Raw genomic sequence first — 18,064 nt, 5'->3', positions numbered from 1 at the left:
ATCGGGTCGGACCGACGGATTCCCGATCGAATATTCCGAAGCGTCGCTCGGGTGGGCGCCTCGCGGAGGGATCGAACGGGATCGAGGCGACTCGCCTATCCAGCCGACGCGCCAGCACCGGCGGACCGGCGGACGATTTCCTCGATACGGCAGCGCGGCCGACGGTCGCTCAGACGCCGAACGTGGCTCGCAGCATGTCCCTCGTCCCGGGACCGAGTCCGACGGCGACCACGGTCAGCATCAGCAAGATCGCGAACCGCGGGCTCTCGTCGAAGACCTCGTCGTTGAAGACCCAGATGATGAACACGGCCGCAGCGACCTTGACGAGGAGGAACGGCCAGACCTCGCCGGTCGTCGCCGTGATCGACTCGGGAAGGATCTCGCCGGTATACCGCTGGATGGCCGCGTTGACGGGATGTTTCGGCGAGAGGTCGTGGGGCAGGCCGAACGACGTCGCCCAGTCGAGGCCGATGACGTTCGCGACGCCGTCGACGCTGTGCGCCCAGATGACGGCGATGCCCATGTACCGCGTCCCCCGGTTGAGTTCCGGCGCGAATCGATCGATGGCGACCCAGACGACCGCCGTGATGATCGTCGCGCCGACGAGCGTGACGACGCTGATCATCGGGAAGAACCCGTGGTTGTCCCCGACGTTCGCGAGGTAGGCTAGCACGCCGAGCGTCACGACGAGCGCCGCCGTTCCGATCCCCGCGAGGGCGTACTCGTAGCCGGGGACGTACCCGCGGCGCTCGAGCCACACCGCGACGACGAGGGCCGCCAGCGCCGCCAGCGCGACCACCACGTAGATGAAGGGACTGATGATGAACGCCGACCACGGCAACGAGAACACCATCTCACCCGCAGTGTCGCCCGTCGCGACGTTCGCGTCCTCGACCGTCCGCAGCGCGCCGCCGAACAGCATGAACGGGAACAGTCCCCAGAAGCCGGCGCGATAGCGGTCGATGTCCAGCCAGCGAATCACGAAGAGGAAGCCGACGAGTAACAGGAGGAGCGTCGGAATGTAGCCGGCGTAGGAGACGAAGGTGTAGCCGGGACTCGCGGTCGGGCCCGCGTCGGCCCCGGCCTGATTGCACGGCAGTTCCTCGCCGCCGGCCCACGCGACGCACCCCCAGCCGTTCGCGTCGGCCACGACGGGTCCCCAGTAGTACTGCCAGATGAACTCGACGTAGAATCGCTGTGGGAACAGGATGGACCCGAGCGCGATCGCCGCGACGAGCGCCGCGACGGTCGCCGCCCAGAGTCGTTCGGCCCCGTAGCGGTCGATGTACTCCTGCATGAACGACACGCGGGAGTGAATCCGGTTATCGTTTCCGGTTCGACTCACCAGTCGAACGAGAACGCCGACGCGGCGATCCGGGGCGAAAGCCGTCGGACGGAACCGGGTGCGTGCCTCGACGCTCGCACCTTGGGCCTGCTCGTCAGTCGACGGTCGGTATCCGTGCGGACTCGTCACTCACAGATTGCGCGCGCCGCCGCCAGCGCCTCGTCGTGAATCCTCCCGTTCGACGCGACGAGCCCCGTACTATCGTGACGCCAGCGGTCGCCCTCGAGATCGGTCACCGTCCCGCCGGCGGCCCGGATCAGCTGAACGCCGGCCACCGTGTCCCACGGATTCGCCTCCACGTTCGTCAGCGTGGCGTCGAGCGCCCCCGATGCGACCATCGCGAGTTCCGCTTGCGCGCAGCCGAACCGTCGGAGATCGCCGAATCGTTCGACGATCTCCCGACACGCTCGCGCGTACTCCTCGCGACCGTCTCGACCCCACCAGAGCGTCGGACAGACCGCACAGACCTCCGGATCGTCGCGTTCGCTCACCGCGAGCCGTTCGCCGTCGCGCCAGGCGCCGTCGGGCCCCGCGGCGTAGGCGTCGCCCAGGGCCGGGAAGACGAGCGACGAGGCCACGGGTTCGCCGTCGGCAACGGCGGCGACCGCCGTCGCGAAGGTGGAGATGCCGCGAACGAAGTTCGCCGTCCCGTCGATCGGATCCACGATCCACGCGGAGCCCGTCTCGGGAAGCGCCGTGAGCTCGTCGTCCTCCTCGCCCACGATCGGCTCGTCGGGATAGGACGCTCGAATTCGATCGCCGACGGTTCGCTGGGCGTCCCGGTCCGCTCGCGTCACGAGGTCCGTCTTCGAGGACTTCGTCTCCACCTCGATCTCTGATCGGAAGGATTCCCGGGCGACCATCCCGCCCGCCCGTGCCGCCTCGATCGCGACCAGCTCGCGCCCGGAGGCGCGTCCGTTGGGGTTCATACGCGCCCTCGAACGGCCGCGGGCTAAGGTGTGGTGTTTCGTGGAGCGGCGGCTCTCGACTTCGATCTCCCCGCCCGGAAGTGTTGCGAGGGCAAGACGCTCCGTCTTGCCGCACTGCGGTCAGTGCGAGGGGAGGGAATCGAACCACCTCCGGGAACCCGCGCTTCGCGCGGAACCCCGGCGTTGTTCGATCCCTCCGGTGCATTTCGCTCGGCGCGCAGTGCGCCTGGCTGCAATGCGAGGGGAGGGAATCGAACCCACGAACCCCTACGGGAGCGGATCTTGAGTCCGCCGCCGTTGGCCGCTTGGCTACCCTCGCACGCGATAATCCGTTGGTGCGTGTGGTTTGAATACCCTGCGATTCGGTCCGCCCGTTCGATGCCTGCGGCGGGACGCTCAACGCGATCCGAGTCGGGGAACGGGATTGCGTTCGTAGCGTGCACCGCAGTTGTGACAGCGATAGCCTCCCTCGACGTCGGCGAAAACGCGCTCGCCGCAGCTGTCGCACCGGCCCCGGGGATGCTCCATCGACGAAATGAAGGACGACCACCGGGGTAAATCCCGGGGTATGGATGTGCAACGGTCCTACCACCGGCGTAAATCCTGGGGTGTGGACCTGCAGCGATGAGACGTTCCGCGAGAAAAAGCACGCCGTTTACTCGCTCGGCGTCGACCGCTCGAATATGGACGACCACACGCGTGATCCAACCGTCGAGCCGCCCTCGGGGAATCCGACCGGCTGGCTCGCCGAGCGAGGAGCGTGGGAGCACGCCACGCTCCGGCGCGCGACGAGTCACGGCGTCCGGCTGTTCAACGACGGCGCCTACCACGAGTCCCACGATTGCTTCGAAGACGAGTGGTACAATTACGGCCGCGGGACGACCGAGAGCGCGTTCTTACACGGGATGGTACAGGTCGCCGCGGGCGTCTACAAGCGGAAGGATTTCGGGAACGACGACGGTTTGCGGAGCCTCTTTGAGACCGCGATACGATACCTGACGGACGTGCCCCACGATTTCTACGGTGTCGACGTGCTCGCCGTCCGGACGCGGCTGACCGACGCGCTCACCGATCCGACGGCGGTCGACGATTGGCGCATTCGCCTCGACGGCCGGCGACCGGTCGCGACCGCGACGGACTACCGGTACGCCGACCACTTGGAGTGAGCGTCACGTCGGTCGGCGGTGGCGTCCCGTCGACTCCCGGAATCGATTCGCCTTTCATGTTCGGATCGCAATGGCCTACGATGAACGTTGCACAGCTCGGAACCGGGACGCCGGAGATCGCGGTCGTCGGCGGTATCCACGGTGACGAGCCGTCGGGGGTCCGGGCCGTCGAACACCTGCTCGAGGAGAACCCGACGGTGAATCGGCCGGTCAAGTTGATCGTCGCGAACGAGCGGGCGATCGAGGAGCGAGTACGCTACGTCGACGAGGACCTGAACCGAGCGTTTCCCGGCGATCACGATGCGGAGACGCACGAAGGCCGATTGGCCGCCCGACTGGTCGACGAGTTAGAAGAGTGCCTGGTCTTCTCGATGCACTCCACCCAGAGTCACGCGGAGCCGTTCGCGGTCGTCGAGGGCCTGGACGCGACGGCGCGGGAGATCTGTCCCCGGCTCCCCGTCTCGGCGCTGGTCGAGACGGGACCGTTCGCCGGCGGACGGCTGTTCGACGCCGTCGACACCATCGAGGTCGAGTGCGGGATGCAGGGCTCGGAGACGGCGGCCCAGAACGCCATCCGGCTCGTCAGAGCCTTCCTGACGGCCGTCGGCGTCTTGCACGGGGACACGGTGGCACGGGAGTTGCCCGTCTACGAGCTCGTCGATATGGTCCCGAAAGACGGTGCGGACCGCTACGAGGTGTTCGTCGACAATTTCGACCGCGTCGAGTCCGGCGACGCCTTCGCGGCCGCCGACGGCGAGCCCCAGATAGCCCAGGAGCCGTTCTATCCGGTGTTGATGTCCCCGTACGGATACGAGAACGTCTTCGGATACGTTGCTGAGAAGATCGACGTCATCGAGACCTCGGACGGTACCTGACCGCAGCCGATACTCGTCGGCGCTCGGACCGGAGCGTCGCCCCCGGTGGGAATCGAAATCCGTCGCCACGTCTCTCGGAAGCAAATTTCGGACCGACCGGTACAATTACGGGCGTCGACGATGAGAGTGACCGACGGTGATCGAACCCATGAAGACCCCCACACCCTGCCCCCTTTGTCAGGACGAATTCGACGGCGAGACGGATTTGCGCGTGCACCTCGAGGTCGAACACCGCAAGTCCGAACTCGCAGCTTTCGTCGCCGATCGCGCGGACGGCGAGACCGATCCGACGGTCGAGCGGGACGCCCGCGCGCCGACGATCTGATCGGTGTCTCGCTCGGTTCGTCGACTCACAGCAGCCCGACCGCTTCGCCCGCCTCCTGTAACGCCTCCAGGCACTCGACGATGTCGTCGTCGTCGTGGGTCGCCATCGGCGTCACTCGGACTCGACCGACGTCAGCGGTGACGAGCGGCGGCCCGAGCGCGGGAGCGAGGATGCGTCGATCCGCCAGCGCGTCGGCCAGGGAGGTCGCCTCGTTCCAGTCGTCGGCGACGACGGGGAGGATCTGCGAGTCCCCGAGCACGTCGAACCCCATCGCCTCCAGTCCGTCGCGCATGTGCGCGACGTTTTCCCAGAGACGGTTGCGGTGATCGTCGTGTCGGGCGACGTGCAACGCCTCGCTCGCGGAGGCGGCCGCCGTCGGCGCGAGACCCGCCGAGTGGACGATCGATCGGGCACGATTGACGAGCAACTCGATCAGCGCTTCGTCGCCGGCCACGTACCCACCCTGGCTCGCGAGCGCCTTCGAGAGCGCGCCCGTCTGGACGTGGATGCGATCGGATACCCCTTCCGCCTGGACGACGCCGCCCCCGTTGGCGTAGAGTCCGGTCGCGTGTGCCTCGTCGACCATGATCCAGGCCCCGTGGCGCTCGGCGGCGTCGCAGATCGCGGATAGCGGAGCGACGGCGCCGGTGGTCCCGAACACCGAGGCGGTGACCACCAGCCACGATTCGTCTCGGTCCACCCGGTCGCTCCGTTTCCCGAGCTTCGCCTCGAGATCCGCGGCGTCGCAGTGTTCGTACTCGAGCACTTCCGCCCCGGAGAGTCGGCAGCCATCGAGCACGCTCGCGGGAATTCGCTCGTCGGTGAACACGACGTCGGGTTCGAGTGCCGACACCGTACTGGCGTTGGCCGCGTACCCTGACGCGAACGCGAGCGACCGTTCGGTTCCCTTGGTCTCGGTGATGAGGCGCTCGAGATCGTGGTGAACGAGCGTATCGCCCGCGACGGTCCTGCTCGATCCCGAACCGGTGCCGACCGTGTAGGCCGCCTGTCGGGCGGCGTTCTGGACCCGCTGGTCCGCCGTCAGCCCGAGGTAGTTGTCGGATCCGAAGACGAGCGCGTTCTCCGACTCGAGCACCGGGAGTTCACCTCCGGGCGGCGAGGCGAAGTACGCGCGTTCTGCCACGCGGTCGGCAGGGGCGAGCCGATGTCGACGACCGCACGAACCGAGTGCGCCGACGCGCGATTCGAGATCAAACCCCCGTTCGTCCATCTGCTCGTAGCGTGACACCCCCGCGATTTGACTCTCACGGTTTGGGTCCGTTCGGATTTCCTGTTGGTCGCCGGACTATCACAACTTAACGGCGTCGACGGTTGTCGTTGCGTAGACTCGATCACCGCTAGGTGACGATCAGTATCTGCCACCCCGGTCGATGTTCGATGATCGGCCGACAGGTCGCCGGCAAGCGACCGGAGCACGCCAAAAATGCGACGATCGTCGAAACTCAATTTTATTATCGTCGAATGAATAGCCGCTCACCATGACGACGCGACGAACGGACGGGTCAACCGTTCGACCGATTCCGACGGAACTGGAGTCGCCGACGGCGAAACTCGTTTACCAGTGTCTGGAAGCCGAGCAGCTGCGAAGCGTCGAGGAGTTACGGCGTCGGACCGGCCTGACGAAACTCGAGATCCACGGCGTCTTGCGGACCCTCGAGCGAGCGGAGCTCGTCCGACGGACGGACGGTGGATACGCGCCCATCCGCTGACCGAACCGAACGCGTCTCGTCGGCGCTCACCGCGGCGTCTCCGCGACCCACTTCTCGAGCCCGGTCGCTAACTCGGCGTGATCGGACGCGTACGTCTCCAGCGAGACGACGTCGACGCCGGCCTCGATCGCCGGTCGCGGGCCGCCGCGCCGGGGCGTGTCCCGTCCGGGTGGCCGTGGAGGCCCCCACCTGCCTGGATAGGGGTCTCCGTCCCGAGGGCGTCGATCAACTGAGCCGCGACCCCGGGCGAAGACCGCCCGACGCGACCGGGAGTACCGGATCGAGGCCGCGTCACTCGCTCGTCAGCCGATCGTCGATACCCGGCGCGTCCTCGTTTTCCAGTTTGCCCAACCCCGCCGTGCCGGTGTGGACGTGATGGACCCCGCGAGCACGGGCCGCGCGGATACTCCAGAGCGGTCCGTGCGCGGTTCGAACAGACCGGTTCGAGGGAATAATTCCGACCCAGCAAGCATACATTTCCCGAACGTAGTAGCAAAACTTAATTCCAGGGACGACTATATCCAGGAAGGACGCAATGAACCCGGGCCCGATGGGGAACGAACCGAAGCGCGAGCGGTCGGCAGACGGGTGGAGGGTCGTCAGCGAGTGCACCGATCGGCCACGAGCCCGAACCGCCGAGTCTCGATCGCACGAGCGAATCGAGGACCGGACCGCCGGAGAGGTGTTCGCAGAACTGCGAGCATCCTGCTCGGAGCCCGACGCCGACGGCGTCCTCGGTGAGGATTCACCGGAGAAGATAATCCAGCGGGCCGAGGAACCGGTCGAGGAACCGGCGATCGACGACGATCTTTTCGACCAGGCCGCGTTCGAGGCTCTCGTGCTTCCGGATCGGAGGCGGGACGGCGAGTTCCTCTGGATCGAGATCGACGAGGCCGACGCAGCGACCGCACCTGCGTCGACGACCGCCGAAACGGCGAGCGGGTCGACCGAGCCGAGCGATCCTGTCGGGACGACCCTGGGCGACGGCCCGAATCTGGATCACGAGCGAGTCGACGCGCTCGAGGAAGCGATTGCGACGTTTCGCTCCGTTCGCTCCAACGGAGAACCGGCGGACCGCCCCTCCAGTGCAGACGCGACGGACCGCCCCTCCAGTGCAGACGCGACGGACCACCCCTCCAATAGGGACGCGACGGACCGCCCCGCGGTCGATCCCGGGTCGAACCGTGCCGACTCGGTCGCCGGGAACGAGTCCGAGGATCACCGGCGGGGAACCGCCAGTTCGAACCGCTCGTCCGCCGACGACTCGTCTGATTCGTCCCCCGTATCGAACGAATCGACCGGAGCGACCGACCAATCGAAGTCGACCGTCTCCACGACTGTGACGGGAACGAGGGGGTCGTTCGGGTCCGGCAACTCTGCCGAATCCGAGCCATCCCGATCCGCGAATCGTCCGTCCTGGATCACCGGCGATGTCGACGACGTTTCGTCTCCGGACTCGGGGAAGGTACCGACCCGAGAGCCAACGGCGAACGGTTCCGGGTCTCGTCGAGGTGAGAACGACGGCGAGGACGGATCGACGATGGATCTCCCGTTCGGGCCCCCCGACGCTCGCGAGGATGGGGCACGCGACTCGAGCCCCGAAACCGTCGGAGACGACGCGATCTCCCTCGAGGACGATCCGAGCGAAATCCGAACGCATCTGGTGCGATTCGAGCACAAACGGGAGGCCGAACGAGGAGCGCTCGCGAGCGTTCGTCGCGGTCTCGGCCGATTCGTCTCCGGATTTCGCGGCACTGAGTGAGTGTTCCAGCAGCCCCGACGAGTGTCCCTCGCGTGGTCATCGACTCGCCGACCGTTCCGACGACGACGGACACCACTCGTCGACCGCTGACCGTCACGACGACGCCGGACATCACTCGTCGACTCGCCGACCGTCACGACGACGGTCACCACTCGTCGACCACCGGCCGCCTATCGTCGCTGTGGGTCCGACGACGTCAATTCACAAAAGAGTCGAGGGCCCGAAAGCGGGGCAGAGGAAGCGCCTCAGACCAGGTCTTCGACGTGGTCGGCGACCTCCTCGGGCGTGTTCCCGACGGGGACGCCGGCGTCCGCGAGGGCGTCGATCTTGCTCTGGGCGGTGCCGGTTCCGGAACCGGAGACGATGGCGCCCGCGTGGCCCATCCGCTTGCCCGGCGGGGCGGTTCGACCCGCGATGAAGCCGACTACCGGCGTGTCGACGTGCTCGTCGATGTACGCCGCCGCTTCCTCCTCGTCCTCGCCGCCGATCTCGCCGCACATGACGATGGCCTCGGTGCTCGGGTCGGCCTCGAACAGTTCGAGGGCGTCGACGAAGCCCGTGCCGATGATCGGGTCGCCGCCGATACCGATCGCGGTGGTCTGGCCGATGCCGCGAGAGGTGAGGTTATCGACGACCTGGTAGGTCAGCGTCCCGGAGCGCGAGACGAACCCGACGTTACCGGGAGCGAAGATGTTTCCGGGCAGGATGCCGAGCTTCGCTTCGCCTGGCGTGATGATTCCCGGGCAGTTCGGACCGATGAGTCGCGTGTCGGTCTCCGAGAGCCGCTTGTTCACTCGGGCCATGTCCTGGGTCGGGATCCCCTCGGTGATCGCCACGGCGAGGTCGAGGTCGGTATCGAGCGCCTCGAAGATGGCGTCGCCGGCGAACGCCGGTGGAACGAAGATCACCGAAGCGTCGGCGTTCTCCGTTCGGACGGCCTCGTCCACGGTGTCGTAGACGGGGACGCCGTGGACCTCCTGACCGCCCTTTCCGGGGACGGCGCCCGCAACGACGTTGGTACCGTACTCGATCATCTGGCCGGCGTGGAACTTCCCTTCGCCGCCGGTGATTCCCTGCACGACCACTCGGGTATCGTCGTCGACGAGTACGCTCATGCTTGCACCTCCTCGGCGTATTCGACCGCACGTTGGACCGCGTCCTCCAGGGTCTGCTCGACCGTCACGAGTTCTTCGTTCAGGATCTCCATCCCTTCTTCCCAGTTCGTGCCGGCCAGCCGGACGACGACGGGTTTGGGAATGTCGTCGAACTGCTCGAGCGCCTCGTTGATACCCTTCGCGACCTCGTCGCCCCGGGTGATGCCGCCGAAGATGTTGAAGACGACGCTGTCGACGTTGTCGTCCGAGAAGACCATGTCGAGGGCGTTCGCGATGCGCTCCGCCTTCGCGCCGCCGCCGACGTCGAGGAAGTTCGCGGGTTCGCCGCCGTAGTGTTCGACGAGGTCGAGCGTCGTCATCACGAGACCGGCGCCGTTGCCGATGATGCCGACGTTCCCGTCGAGTCGAACGTAGTCGAAGTCGTACTCGTCCGCCTTCCGCTCGAGATCGTCGCCGCTCGCCGCCTCCTCGCTCATTTCGGCGAGTTCGGGCTGACGAAACAGCGCGTCCTCGTCGATGTTCATCACCGCGTCGGCGGCGACGACTTCGTCGTCGGCGGTGACCATCAGGGGGTTGATCTCGGCGTCCGCCCCGTCCTTGTCGTCCCAGAGCTGGAAGAGCGTGGCGAGTATCGAGGAGACGTCTCGCGCGACGGTCGGATCCACGCCCGCGTCGTAGACGGCCTTGCGGGCCTGGTAGTGGTGCATTCCGAAGGAGGGGTCGACGTGTTCCCGAGCGATCGCCTCGGGATCTTCCTCGGCGACTTCCTCGATGTTGACCCCGCCGCGCGTCGAGACCATCGCGACCGGTTTCCCCTCGCCGCGGTCCATCGTGACGCCGACGTAGAGTTCGTCGACGAAGTCGACGGCGCCCTCGACCAGCACGCTATCGACGCGGTATCCCTTGAGGTCCATTCCGAGGATGCGATCGGCCGCCTCGCGGGCCTCGTCTTCGTCGTCGACGAGTTCGATTCCGCCCGCCTTGCCGCGGCCGCCGACCTGTACCTGCGCTTTGATCGCGACGGGGTAGCCGATCTCGTCGGCGGCAGCGAGCACGCCGTCGACGTCCGTCGCCAGCTGCGAGTCCGGCGTCGGAATCCCCGCGTCGGCGAAAACCTGCTTCGCCTGATACTCGTGTAACTTCATTGTGGACTCGGTCGAGACTTCGGCGATGGGCGAGTTAGTACTGTCGAAAGGTCGCGGTCGGCCGGTGTTCTTCACGCCGGCTCACCCGCGTTCGGGCGCCGTCCCGATGTCCGATCCGAGCGTTCAAGGTGAATCGTCCGTTCTAGCGTAGACGACGGGGGATATCCGGTGACCGAATCGACCAGCGACGCCGTGAGGGCTCGTCGCGTGCCGTCGCTGCCGGAGGTCGTCCTCGCGCTCGTCCACAGCAACGTCTTCATCGCCCTCGCGGCGACGAGCTGGGTGGTCACGACGACGGTTCTCGTCGGGCTCCCGTTCGATCCCGTCCCGGCGTTCATCGTCTTCGCGGTCACCCTCTTCGTCTACAGCTTCAACCGGTTCACGGACATCGACGAGGACGAATACAACGTCCCGGGACGAGCCGCGTTCACGAGGCGCTACGGTCGGATCGTCCTCGGCGTCGGCACGGTCTCGTACGCGATCGTCGTCGGGCTGGCGTTCGAACTGGGGCTCCCGAGAGCGGAGTTGCTGTTCGCACCACTGGCCATCGCACTTCTGTACTCCGTCGGCGGATTGAAACGCATTCTGCTGGTGAAGAACCTGCTCGTCGGCGTTGCCTGGGGGGCGATCCCGTTCGGAGTCGGCGTCTACCACGGTGTCGCCGACTCCACGGACGTCCTGTTTCTGGCCGCGTACGTCACCGTCATGCTGACCGTGGCGGCCGTGATCTTCGACCTGAAGGACGTCGAGGGTGATCGACGAGAGGGTATCAGAACGATTCCGCTCGTCTTCGGCCCGCGGGGAACGCGTCTCGGCTCGATGGGCGTTAGCGGCCTCGCCGCAGCTTCGATCGTCGCGGCCGTCGGTTCGGGCGCGTTGGCCGGAAGCTATCTGGTACTCCTCGCGTTCAACGCCTACGTCTGCTGGTACTCCCTCGCGGCGGAACCGGACGCGGGCCCGCTCTTCTACGGATTCGTGGTGGACGGAGAGCACGCGTTTCTCGCGCTCGTCGTACTGGCACTCTACGCGCTGGACGCGTTGTGAACGCTACGGCGTGAGCAAACCGCGGAGACCCCGGCGTATCCACCGCGGCGACGTCGGTCCATCGACGAGCGGTGACGTCGAACACACCCCGTGTGCGGAGCCCTCACCCAATCATTTTGTCCCAACAATCAACCTATCACTCCGTAAGGGAAGGGTATGGACGAACTCGACCGGACGGATCGCGGCATTCTCTACGTGCTCCAAACCGACGCGCGATCGGTGACGAACACCGAGATCGGAGAGCGCGTCGGCGTCTCCCCGACGACGGTCGGCGACCGGATAGACCGGCTTCGAGAGCGGGGCATCCTCAGGACGACCTACGCGGACATCGACTACGAGCGAGCCGGCATTCCCCACACGGTGGTCCTGTACTGTACCGTTTCGGCGGCCGATCTCGAGGAGTCGGCGGCTGCGGCGATCTCCAGCGAGGGAGTCGTCTCCGTGACGGAACTACTGACCGGGGACCGAAATTTACAGATTACGCTCGTCGGCCGGACGAACGAGGACGTCGCGAAGACGATCGAAGCCGTAGAGGAGCTCGGAATCGAAGTGCGCGACGCGGAACTTCTGAAAGCGGAGCACCGGTGTCCGTTCGACGGGTTCAGTCACCCCGGCGCTGTCGATTAGATATCTCTCGTAAATCTTCGTGGAATATAGTTTCGAACCGGAATCGTCGCGCGATATTATTCCTCAGGTACTTACCATAGAAGAAACCACACTCTCGTATGGCCGACGAGTGTCGCCAGTCGCCGATCCCGACGATCCTCGAACGAGTCGCCAGCGCCACCGGTTCGGACGTTACCGATCTCGATCCGCTCTACGACGCGATCGATCCGACCGCCCTCCGGGCGCTCTGTGTCCACGGGTTCGAGGGTTCCGTTACGTTCCGGTACGAAGGGCGTACCGTGACCGTCACCGGGGACGGAACCATCAGTGTAGAGCCGGAAGACGATCGCGATGAGACCCGAGGGGACGAGTGAGGTAACTCGATGATACGGCCCGGACGGACTGACGTATCTACCGAAGTGGTCGCTTCCGAGTGCTCCGACCGGGTTTAGAACCACGCGAAGACGATCCTGCTCACCCGCTTCGATCGCTTGCAGGCTGGGACTTCTCTACTTCAAATTTCAGAGCCTGCGCTATTTGTACACAGCGTTCGCAACAACGTGCTCCGTCCGGGATTTGAACCACGGTCGCACGACTTCGCTTCGCTCAGCTGCGTGCTCTCTGATTCAAATCACATCCGTGCGCGCTTCGCTCGCTCACAAACGTTCGCTCGCTATAGTGCTCCGTCCGGGATTTGAACCACGGTCGCACGACTTCGCTTCGCTCAGCTGCGTGCTCTCTGATTCAAATCACATCCGTGCACGCTTCGCTCGCTCACAAACGTTCGCTCGCTATAGTGCTCCGTCTGGGATTTGAACCCAGGTCATCGGCTCGAAAGGCCGAAATGATTGGCCGGACTACACCAACGGAGCCTCGCGCCGTCGCCCGATGCGACGAAAGCGCGTCACTGGGTGGATTGCCGGGGCCTAGTAAAAAGCGTTCCGTTCCCGTCGTCGGGTGGCACGTGTACACACTCGACCGCCCGAAGGTTCACGTCTCGAACCGTGGGCCCGCGTCTCGATCGAAGTCTCAACGTTTTTCCTCTCGGACCGCGAGGGCTCGATCATGAAGTACGCTCGATTCAGGGATCCGGCCGGCGCGATCCGCCGCGGCGAGTACGCGGACGACGTGATCCACTTCGGCGGCGAAACCTTCGACGTCGAGGACGTCGACCTCCTGGCACCGTGCGAGCCCTCGAAGATCGTCTGTATCGGTCGTAACTACGCCGATCACGCGGCCGAGATGGACTCCGACGTCCCGGACCGGCCGATGCTCTTTCTGAAACCGCCGAACGCGGTCGCGGGTCACGGGGACACGATCTCCGTGCCGCCGGGTACCGACCGCGTGGACTACGAGGCCGAGATCGGCGTGGTGATCGGCGATCAGTGCCGGAACGTCCCCGAGAGCCGGGCGATGAACGTCGTCGCGGGCTTTACGTGCGTCAACGACGTGTCGAATCGCGACGATCAGCGCCGGGAACAGAACTGGGTCCGCGGGAAGGCGTTCGACGGCGCCGCGCCGCTCGGACCGGTCCTCGCGACCCCCGACGAGGTTCCACCAGACGCCGCGGTCCGATCGCGGGTGAACGGCGAACTGAAACAGGACGGCTCTCGGAGCCAGCTCATCTTCTCGATCCCCGCGTTGATCGCGGAGATAACCACCTACCTCACCCTCGAACCCGGTGACGTCATCGCGACCGGCACGCCGGAAGGCGTCGGACCGCTCGCAGACGGGGACGACGTAGCCATCGAGGTCGAAGGCGTGGGAATGCTCGAACACAGCGTGCGCGTCCCCTGATCGGGCGGTAGCGCCCCGCGGATCCGATCGAACGAACCTGGCACCACCAGGAGGGACACTGCCGAGAGGGGCACACGCCACCCACGTCCGTTCGCCGGTCGAATCCTTTTCGAGCCAGGGCCCGAAAGACCCTCACATGACCGTGAAGAGACACCCGCTGGAACTCGACTGGCTCGGCTACGCGACGCTCCGGATCGCCGGGCGCACCGGCGTGACGGCGTACGTCGACCCCGGACGGTACGGCGTCCTCGAGGGCCGCCGGCCTCGAGACGGGGACCTGGTTCTCGTCAGTCACGCCCACCACTACGATCCGGACGGGATCGAACGCGTCGCCCACGAGGACGCCATCGTGGTCGTCCACGAGTCGGTCGACGCCGCCGAGATGGACCGCGTCGATCGGCAGCCCGAATCGCTTCCGTACGAAGTCGAGCGCGTCCGCGCCGACGAGTCGTTCGTCCTCGGCCCGCTCGACCTGTTCACCACGCCCGCGTACAACGTTCACGGCGGTCCGCACACCCGCGAGGATGGATCGCCGTACCACCCGGAAGGCGAGGGATGCGGCTTCGGCGTGACCGTGGACGGCGTCACCGTCTTCTGGCCCGGCGACTCCGACGCCCTCCCGTTTCACGAGGAACTCGACGTCGACGTTCTCTGCCCGCCGATCGGCGGCTCGTTCACGATGGACAGACGCGAGGCAGCCGAGCTCGCCGGGCGGATGCGACCGGAACTCGTCCTGCCGATCCACTACGACACGTTCGAGGCGCTCGAGACCGACTCCGAGGCGTTCGTCGTGGACGTGGCGACCGCCGGTGTGCCGGTGGTCCTCGACGAATAGTCGCTTCGAGACCGCCGCCGGTTAGAGATACCGCCGGTATCGTGTCTCTCCGGACCGCCCAGTCTCGATACCGTCTTCACTGATCGACGAATCAGACCGCCTCCTCGTGTAGCACCGATGCACCGTCTTCGCTCACCCACTGCAGACGCACGTCCGACCCGGCCTCGATGTCGTCGATCGTTATCGAGTCGCCGTCGTCGATCTCGTCCCCGCCGTGATCGGCCCACTGGCCGTGGGACACCTCGTCGACCTCGATCACGACGTCGGTCGCGTCGATCGCGTCGCCACCGGCGTGGGTGATCGTCACCGCGCCGTTCGCGTCCTCGACTTCGAAGGCCGCGTCGGGCGGTTCGCCGACCGGCGTTCCCCCGCCGCCGAAGACGGCACCCCAGACGAAGCCGACCGTCAGCGCGATCGCGGCGATCACGAGAAAGACGACGACCGCGATCGACAGGACGACGGTCAGGGCGGTGGCGCCCGCTCGTACTCGGCCCCAACGAGAGCTCATCGCTCGAAGCGTGGTGAACACGCGCTAAAAGCGTGTTGGAACCGGGTTACAGGACGCCCATGTCCGTGAGCCGTTCCGGGAGGTACGAGTCGGTGACGAAGTCCAGGCCGCGGGCTGCAAGCGACTGTTGTTCGGACTTCTTCTCGATCTCGAGCTGGAGTTCGATCTGTTCCTCCCAGTAGTCGGTCTGGAAGCGGGGGTCCGAGAGCTCGCTCTGCAAGGCGTTGATGTCCGAGTCGCTGAGCGGATCCGTCGGCAGATCGTACTCGACGATATCGGCCGGTTGAATGCCGATGTACTGGGCGGCGGGCGTCGCGAGATACTCCGAGAGGTGAGCGGATTTGATCGAGCCGTAGGCGACCGAGCCGTAGATCCGATACGACCAGGGGTCGCCGTCGGCGAAGACCGTCACCGGGAGGTCGAGTTCGTCGTGGAGACGCTTGATGATCCGGCGAGTCGCTCGGGCGGGCTGACCCTTCAGGTGGACGATCAGCGCCCCGTACTCCTCGTCGAAGCCGTTTTCGACGAGTCGGTCGCGCATACCGCCGGTCTCGACGGCGAGGATGAACTCGGCGTCGTTGTCGAGGAACTCGATCGTATCCGGGTTGTTCGGGATCTGGTAGCCGCCCTCACCGACGTCCTCCTGGCAGTGGATCTCGCGTTCGCCCCGTCGGGTCTGTTCGCGGAGGAACAACGGGCCCATGATCGTCGCTCCCGACTCCTCCGGGCGCATGTGGAAGTCCTCGCGGGTGACTTCGCTGACGATCTCGAGGTCCTCGATCAGCTGGTTCGACTCGTCCTGATCGTTGAACTGGGCGTTCTCGTTGTCCCAGCTCTCCGAGAGGTAGTAGAGTTCACGCAGCGTGGACGAGCGGTCCTGTTCTAACTGCTCGGAGAGAAATTCGACCGTGTAAACGGCTTTCAACAGCTTTCGAGCGCCGCTTACCGTGTTGGCCGTCCGGCGGGACTCCCGGTCGCCGTAGACCCAGACGTCCGCCTCCTCGTCGTACTCGATGTTCGACTTGGTTCGGGTCGGGACGGACATGTGCGGGATCTCTCCCAGTTCGAACTGGTCGTAAAACTGTGCGGCGAGGTCGATCAACTTGTTCCTGGCCTGATCGGAGTTGGGGGCGCTCATTCGTCGGTCACCGTGAGTTTCTCGGATTCTACGCCGTCGACGTTCAGGTCGAACGTCGCGTCGTCGCTCACCTCGTACTCGAGGACGGCCTCCTCGCCGGCTTTCACCTCGGGCTCCCACGTCAGGAACCACTCACCGTCCATCTCGACGACGGTGACGTCGTCGGGGAGTCCGGTCGGTTCCGCGGAGACGATATCGGTCAGTTTGGGCGTTTCGTTCGTGCTCGAGTGATTCTCGACCACGACGCTGACGGCCGTGGCGGCCCCGTTTTCTTTCAGTTGCCGCTCGATGAGGACGTTGTTCATGATCCGGGCGAGCGCGTCGCCGATCTCGGGCTCGTCCCGGCCCGTCACCTCCGCGACCTTGGTGGCCATCTCGGGGAGGATCTCGCCGAGTACGTTCTGCTTGCGTCGGCGCTTTTCCATCGAGCGCCGTTTGTTCAGGTAGCTCTTCAGGTCCCGGGCCGCCTCGCGGATCGCGAGTTCGATCTCGTCTTCCATTTCCGGGACGTTGGCGACGGCGTCCTTCGATTCGCTGGTAAACGGCACGTTCGTCGAGGCCACGTGGACCATGACGACCGCCGGTCCGTTCGGCAGGCCCGAGCCGCCGGGCTGGTCGAGGCCGTAGTTGCGCCACCCGATCGTCTTGACCACGTCCGTGGTCGCGCAGGCGCCGCGCTGGTAGACCAGCGGGACGCGGTTAGCGAACCGGAGGACGTCGACGCTCCCGTCGGCCTCCAGGTCGCCGCCGTAAGCGATGCCGGCTTCCACGATGAACGGGTCGCCGCCGGAGACCTCGGCGTCGCGGGTCGCGGCGGCGTAGAAGTCGGCCTCGAACTCTTTTTTTAGTCCCGCTTCGATCAGTTCGGCCGTGATCGGCGAGAGACACCGCGTCGGCGGCGCCATGATGTCCGTCGCGCGCATGCCGTCGACGAGGTCGCTCGCGGCGTCGCGGTCGTCGGCGAGCTCTCGCACCAGCGGGGGATCGTCGGGGACCGTCACCATCACGTTCCAGATCGCCTCGGTGACGTTCTCACGGGCGGTCTCACCGAAGGTAACGTCGTCGCGCTCCTCGGTCAACTCGGCCGCGCGGTCGACGTGCGCGCGAATCTCGCGTTCGGTCAGTCGGTGGCGGACGTCGTCCTCGTCGACGAACTTGCCCGCGAGCCTGGTCGCGAACGCGTCGATCACGGCGTCGTCCTTGCGATTGCTCGTCGCCCCGTCGACGAGGCGATAGAGGTCCGACGGAAGGCGGGAGTCGTCGATCCCCGTCTCCGCCGCCTCCGTTTCGTCGTCCAGTGCGGCGACGTCGACGAGTTCGCTCCAGGCGGCCGCGACGGCGTTCTCGCGAACCGTCGCCCCGAAGGGAATCTCGTGTTCGGCCTCGACGGCGTCGGCCGCCTCGTCGACGATCCGTTCGACCTGGTGGTGAGCGACGCGCTCGCATTCGCCGATCGCCTCCGCGATCAGCGTCGAGAAGTCGTCGGTCGCCGTGGCACCCTTGTTCGCCGTCGCATCGGTCACCGCGGCCCCAACGTCGGCGTCTTCGCCCGCGACCGGGGACGACCAGGTCATCTCTCGGCCGTAGTGTCGGTCCCGGAACTCGTCGATCACGGACTCGGCGGTCTTCTTCCCCACGCGAGTAAACTCGTTCTGGAGGAAGCCGGAGACGGAGTGTGAGTCCGTCGCCGACAGCATCTTCAGGACCGTCCCGAGTTCGACCCCGTGGGGGTGCGGACGGATCT

17 protein-coding genes and 2 tRNA genes are annotated in these 18,064 nt (G+C 66.0%); 9 read left to right on the top strand and 10 right to left on the bottom strand.

Annotation, left to right across the window (positions count from 1 at the left end):
- Window positions 1-169 precede the first annotated feature (169 nt).
- From QZT59_RS01470 to QZT59_RS01460, 3 genes are all read right to left on the bottom strand, one after another.
- Window positions 170-1,297, bottom strand: coding sequence for a DUF63 family protein (locus QZT59_RS01470; RefSeq protein WP_290810330.1), 1,128 nt, complete (start codon window positions 1,295-1,297; stop codon window positions 170-172).
- A gap of 173 nt (window positions 1,298-1,470) precedes the next feature.
- Window positions 1,471-2,274: an inositol monophosphatase gene (locus QZT59_RS01465; protein WP_290810327.1), complete on the bottom strand. Its 804-nt coding sequence runs from the start codon at window positions 2,272-2,274 to the stop codon at window positions 1,471-1,473.
- A gap of 236 nt (window positions 2,275-2,510) precedes the next feature.
- A tRNA-Leu gene (locus QZT59_RS01460) sits at window positions 2,511-2,593 on the bottom strand.
- 364 nt (window positions 2,594-2,957) lie between these two features.
- Here QZT59_RS01460 and QZT59_RS01455 point away from each other — a divergent pair.
- The 3 genes from QZT59_RS01455 to QZT59_RS01445 all read left to right on the top strand — a co-directional run bounded on the left by QZT59_RS01455 (window position 2,958) and on the right by QZT59_RS01445 (window position 4,640).
- A complete protein-coding gene (locus tag QZT59_RS01455) occupies window positions 2,958-3,440 on the top strand; it encodes a DUF309 domain-containing protein (protein WP_290810324.1) in 483 nt (160 codons plus the stop codon).
- Window positions 3,441-3,520: 80 nt separating this feature from the next.
- A complete protein-coding gene (locus QZT59_RS01450; RefSeq protein WP_290810321.1) occupies window positions 3,521-4,315 on the top strand; it encodes a succinylglutamate desuccinylase/aspartoacylase family protein in 795 nt (264 codons plus the stop codon).
- Window positions 4,316-4,463: 148 nt separating this feature from the next.
- Window positions 4,464-4,640 (top strand): hypothetical protein, encoded by a 177-nt coding sequence (locus QZT59_RS01445; RefSeq protein WP_290810318.1) that lies wholly within the window; start codon window positions 4,464-4,466, stop codon window positions 4,638-4,640.
- A 25-nt stretch (window positions 4,641-4,665) separates the two neighbouring features.
- On the opposite strand, the gene QZT59_RS01440 is transcribed toward QZT59_RS01445, so the two are convergent.
- Window positions 4,666-5,871: an aminotransferase class I/II-fold pyridoxal phosphate-dependent enzyme gene (locus tag QZT59_RS01440; protein ID WP_290810315.1), complete on the bottom strand. Its 1,206-nt coding sequence runs from the start codon at window positions 5,869-5,871 to the stop codon at window positions 4,666-4,668.
- 268 nt (window positions 5,872-6,139) lie between these two features.
- Here QZT59_RS01440 and QZT59_RS01435 point away from each other — a divergent pair, with 268 nt between their 5' ends.
- On the top strand, window positions 6,140-6,370 hold the full coding sequence (locus QZT59_RS01435) for a MarR family transcriptional regulator (protein WP_290810312.1): 231 nt from the start codon (window positions 6,140-6,142) through the stop codon (window positions 6,368-6,370).
- Window positions 6,371-8,377: 2,007 nt separating this feature from the next.
- Here QZT59_RS01435 and sucD read toward each other — a convergent pair.
- Window positions 8,378-9,247, bottom strand: coding sequence for a succinate--CoA ligase subunit alpha (gene sucD / locus QZT59_RS01425; protein WP_290810309.1), 870 nt, complete (start codon window positions 9,245-9,247; stop codon window positions 8,378-8,380).
- Window positions 9,244-10,392: an ADP-forming succinate--CoA ligase subunit beta gene (sucC, locus tag QZT59_RS01420; protein WP_343195717.1), complete on the bottom strand. Its 1,149-nt coding sequence runs from the start codon at window positions 10,390-10,392 to the stop codon at window positions 9,244-9,246. The genes sucD and sucC overlap by 4 nt, the downstream gene beginning before the upstream one ends.
- A gap of 168 nt (window positions 10,393-10,560) precedes the next feature.
- Between sucC and QZT59_RS01415 the strand changes: the two genes are divergently transcribed.
- From QZT59_RS01415 to QZT59_RS01405, 3 genes are all read left to right on the top strand, one after another.
- Window positions 10,561-11,436: a UbiA family prenyltransferase gene (locus tag QZT59_RS01415; RefSeq protein ID WP_394348629.1), complete on the top strand. Its 876-nt coding sequence runs from the start codon at window positions 10,561-10,563 to the stop codon at window positions 11,434-11,436.
- Window positions 11,437-11,592: 156 nt separating this feature from the next.
- The gene (locus QZT59_RS01410) at window positions 11,593-12,063 is read left to right on the top strand and encodes an AsnC family transcriptional regulator (protein ID WP_290810306.1); all 471 of its coding nucleotides are present in this window, start codon (window positions 11,593-11,595) and stop codon (window positions 12,061-12,063) included.
- Window positions 12,064-12,161: 98 nt separating this feature from the next.
- Entirely contained in the window at window positions 12,162-12,416 is a 255-nt protein-coding gene (locus QZT59_RS01405; RefSeq protein ID WP_290810303.1) for a HalOD1 output domain-containing protein, read from the top strand.
- 423 nt (window positions 12,417-12,839) lie between these two features.
- Here QZT59_RS01405 and QZT59_RS01400 read toward each other — a convergent pair.
- Window positions 12,840-12,914 (bottom strand) — tRNA-Glu (locus tag QZT59_RS01400).
- Window positions 12,915-13,107: 193 nt separating this feature from the next.
- On the opposite strand from QZT59_RS01400, the gene QZT59_RS01395 reads away from it, so the two are divergent.
- Together QZT59_RS01395 and QZT59_RS01390 are read left to right on the top strand one after the other, a co-directional pair.
- On the top strand, window positions 13,108-13,839 hold the full coding sequence (locus tag QZT59_RS01395; RefSeq protein WP_290810300.1) for a fumarylacetoacetate hydrolase family protein: 732 nt from the start codon (window positions 13,108-13,110) through the stop codon (window positions 13,837-13,839).
- Window positions 13,840-13,975: 136 nt separating this feature from the next.
- A complete protein-coding gene (locus tag QZT59_RS01390) occupies window positions 13,976-14,674 on the top strand; it encodes an MBL fold metallo-hydrolase (RefSeq protein WP_290810297.1) in 699 nt (232 codons plus the stop codon).
- A 91-nt stretch (window positions 14,675-14,765) separates the two neighbouring features.
- On the opposite strand, the gene QZT59_RS01385 is transcribed toward QZT59_RS01390, so the two are convergent.
- The 3 genes from QZT59_RS01385 to QZT59_RS01375 all read right to left on the bottom strand — a co-directional run.
- Window positions 14,766-15,182, bottom strand: coding sequence for a hypothetical protein (locus tag QZT59_RS01385; RefSeq protein WP_290810294.1), 417 nt, complete (start codon window positions 15,180-15,182; stop codon window positions 14,766-14,768).
- 46 nt (window positions 15,183-15,228) lie between these two features.
- On the bottom strand, window positions 15,229-16,320 hold the full coding sequence (locus QZT59_RS01380) for a DNA topoisomerase IV subunit A (RefSeq protein WP_290810291.1): 1,092 nt from the start codon (window positions 16,318-16,320) through the stop codon (window positions 15,229-15,231).
- A partial coding sequence (locus QZT59_RS01375) for a DNA topoisomerase VI subunit B (RefSeq protein ID WP_290810288.1) occupies window positions 16,317-18,064 on the bottom strand: 1,748 nt, incomplete at its 5' end. The genes QZT59_RS01380 and QZT59_RS01375, both read right to left, overlap by 4 nt.

It is taken from the genome of Halovivax sp., assembly GCA_007119345.1.
Taxonomy (GTDB): domain Archaea; phylum Halobacteriota; class Halobacteria; order Halobacteriales; family Natrialbaceae; genus Halovivax.
Note: the sequence above shows the minus strand (reverse complement) of the source record. Positions and strands in the feature narration are given on the sequence as shown.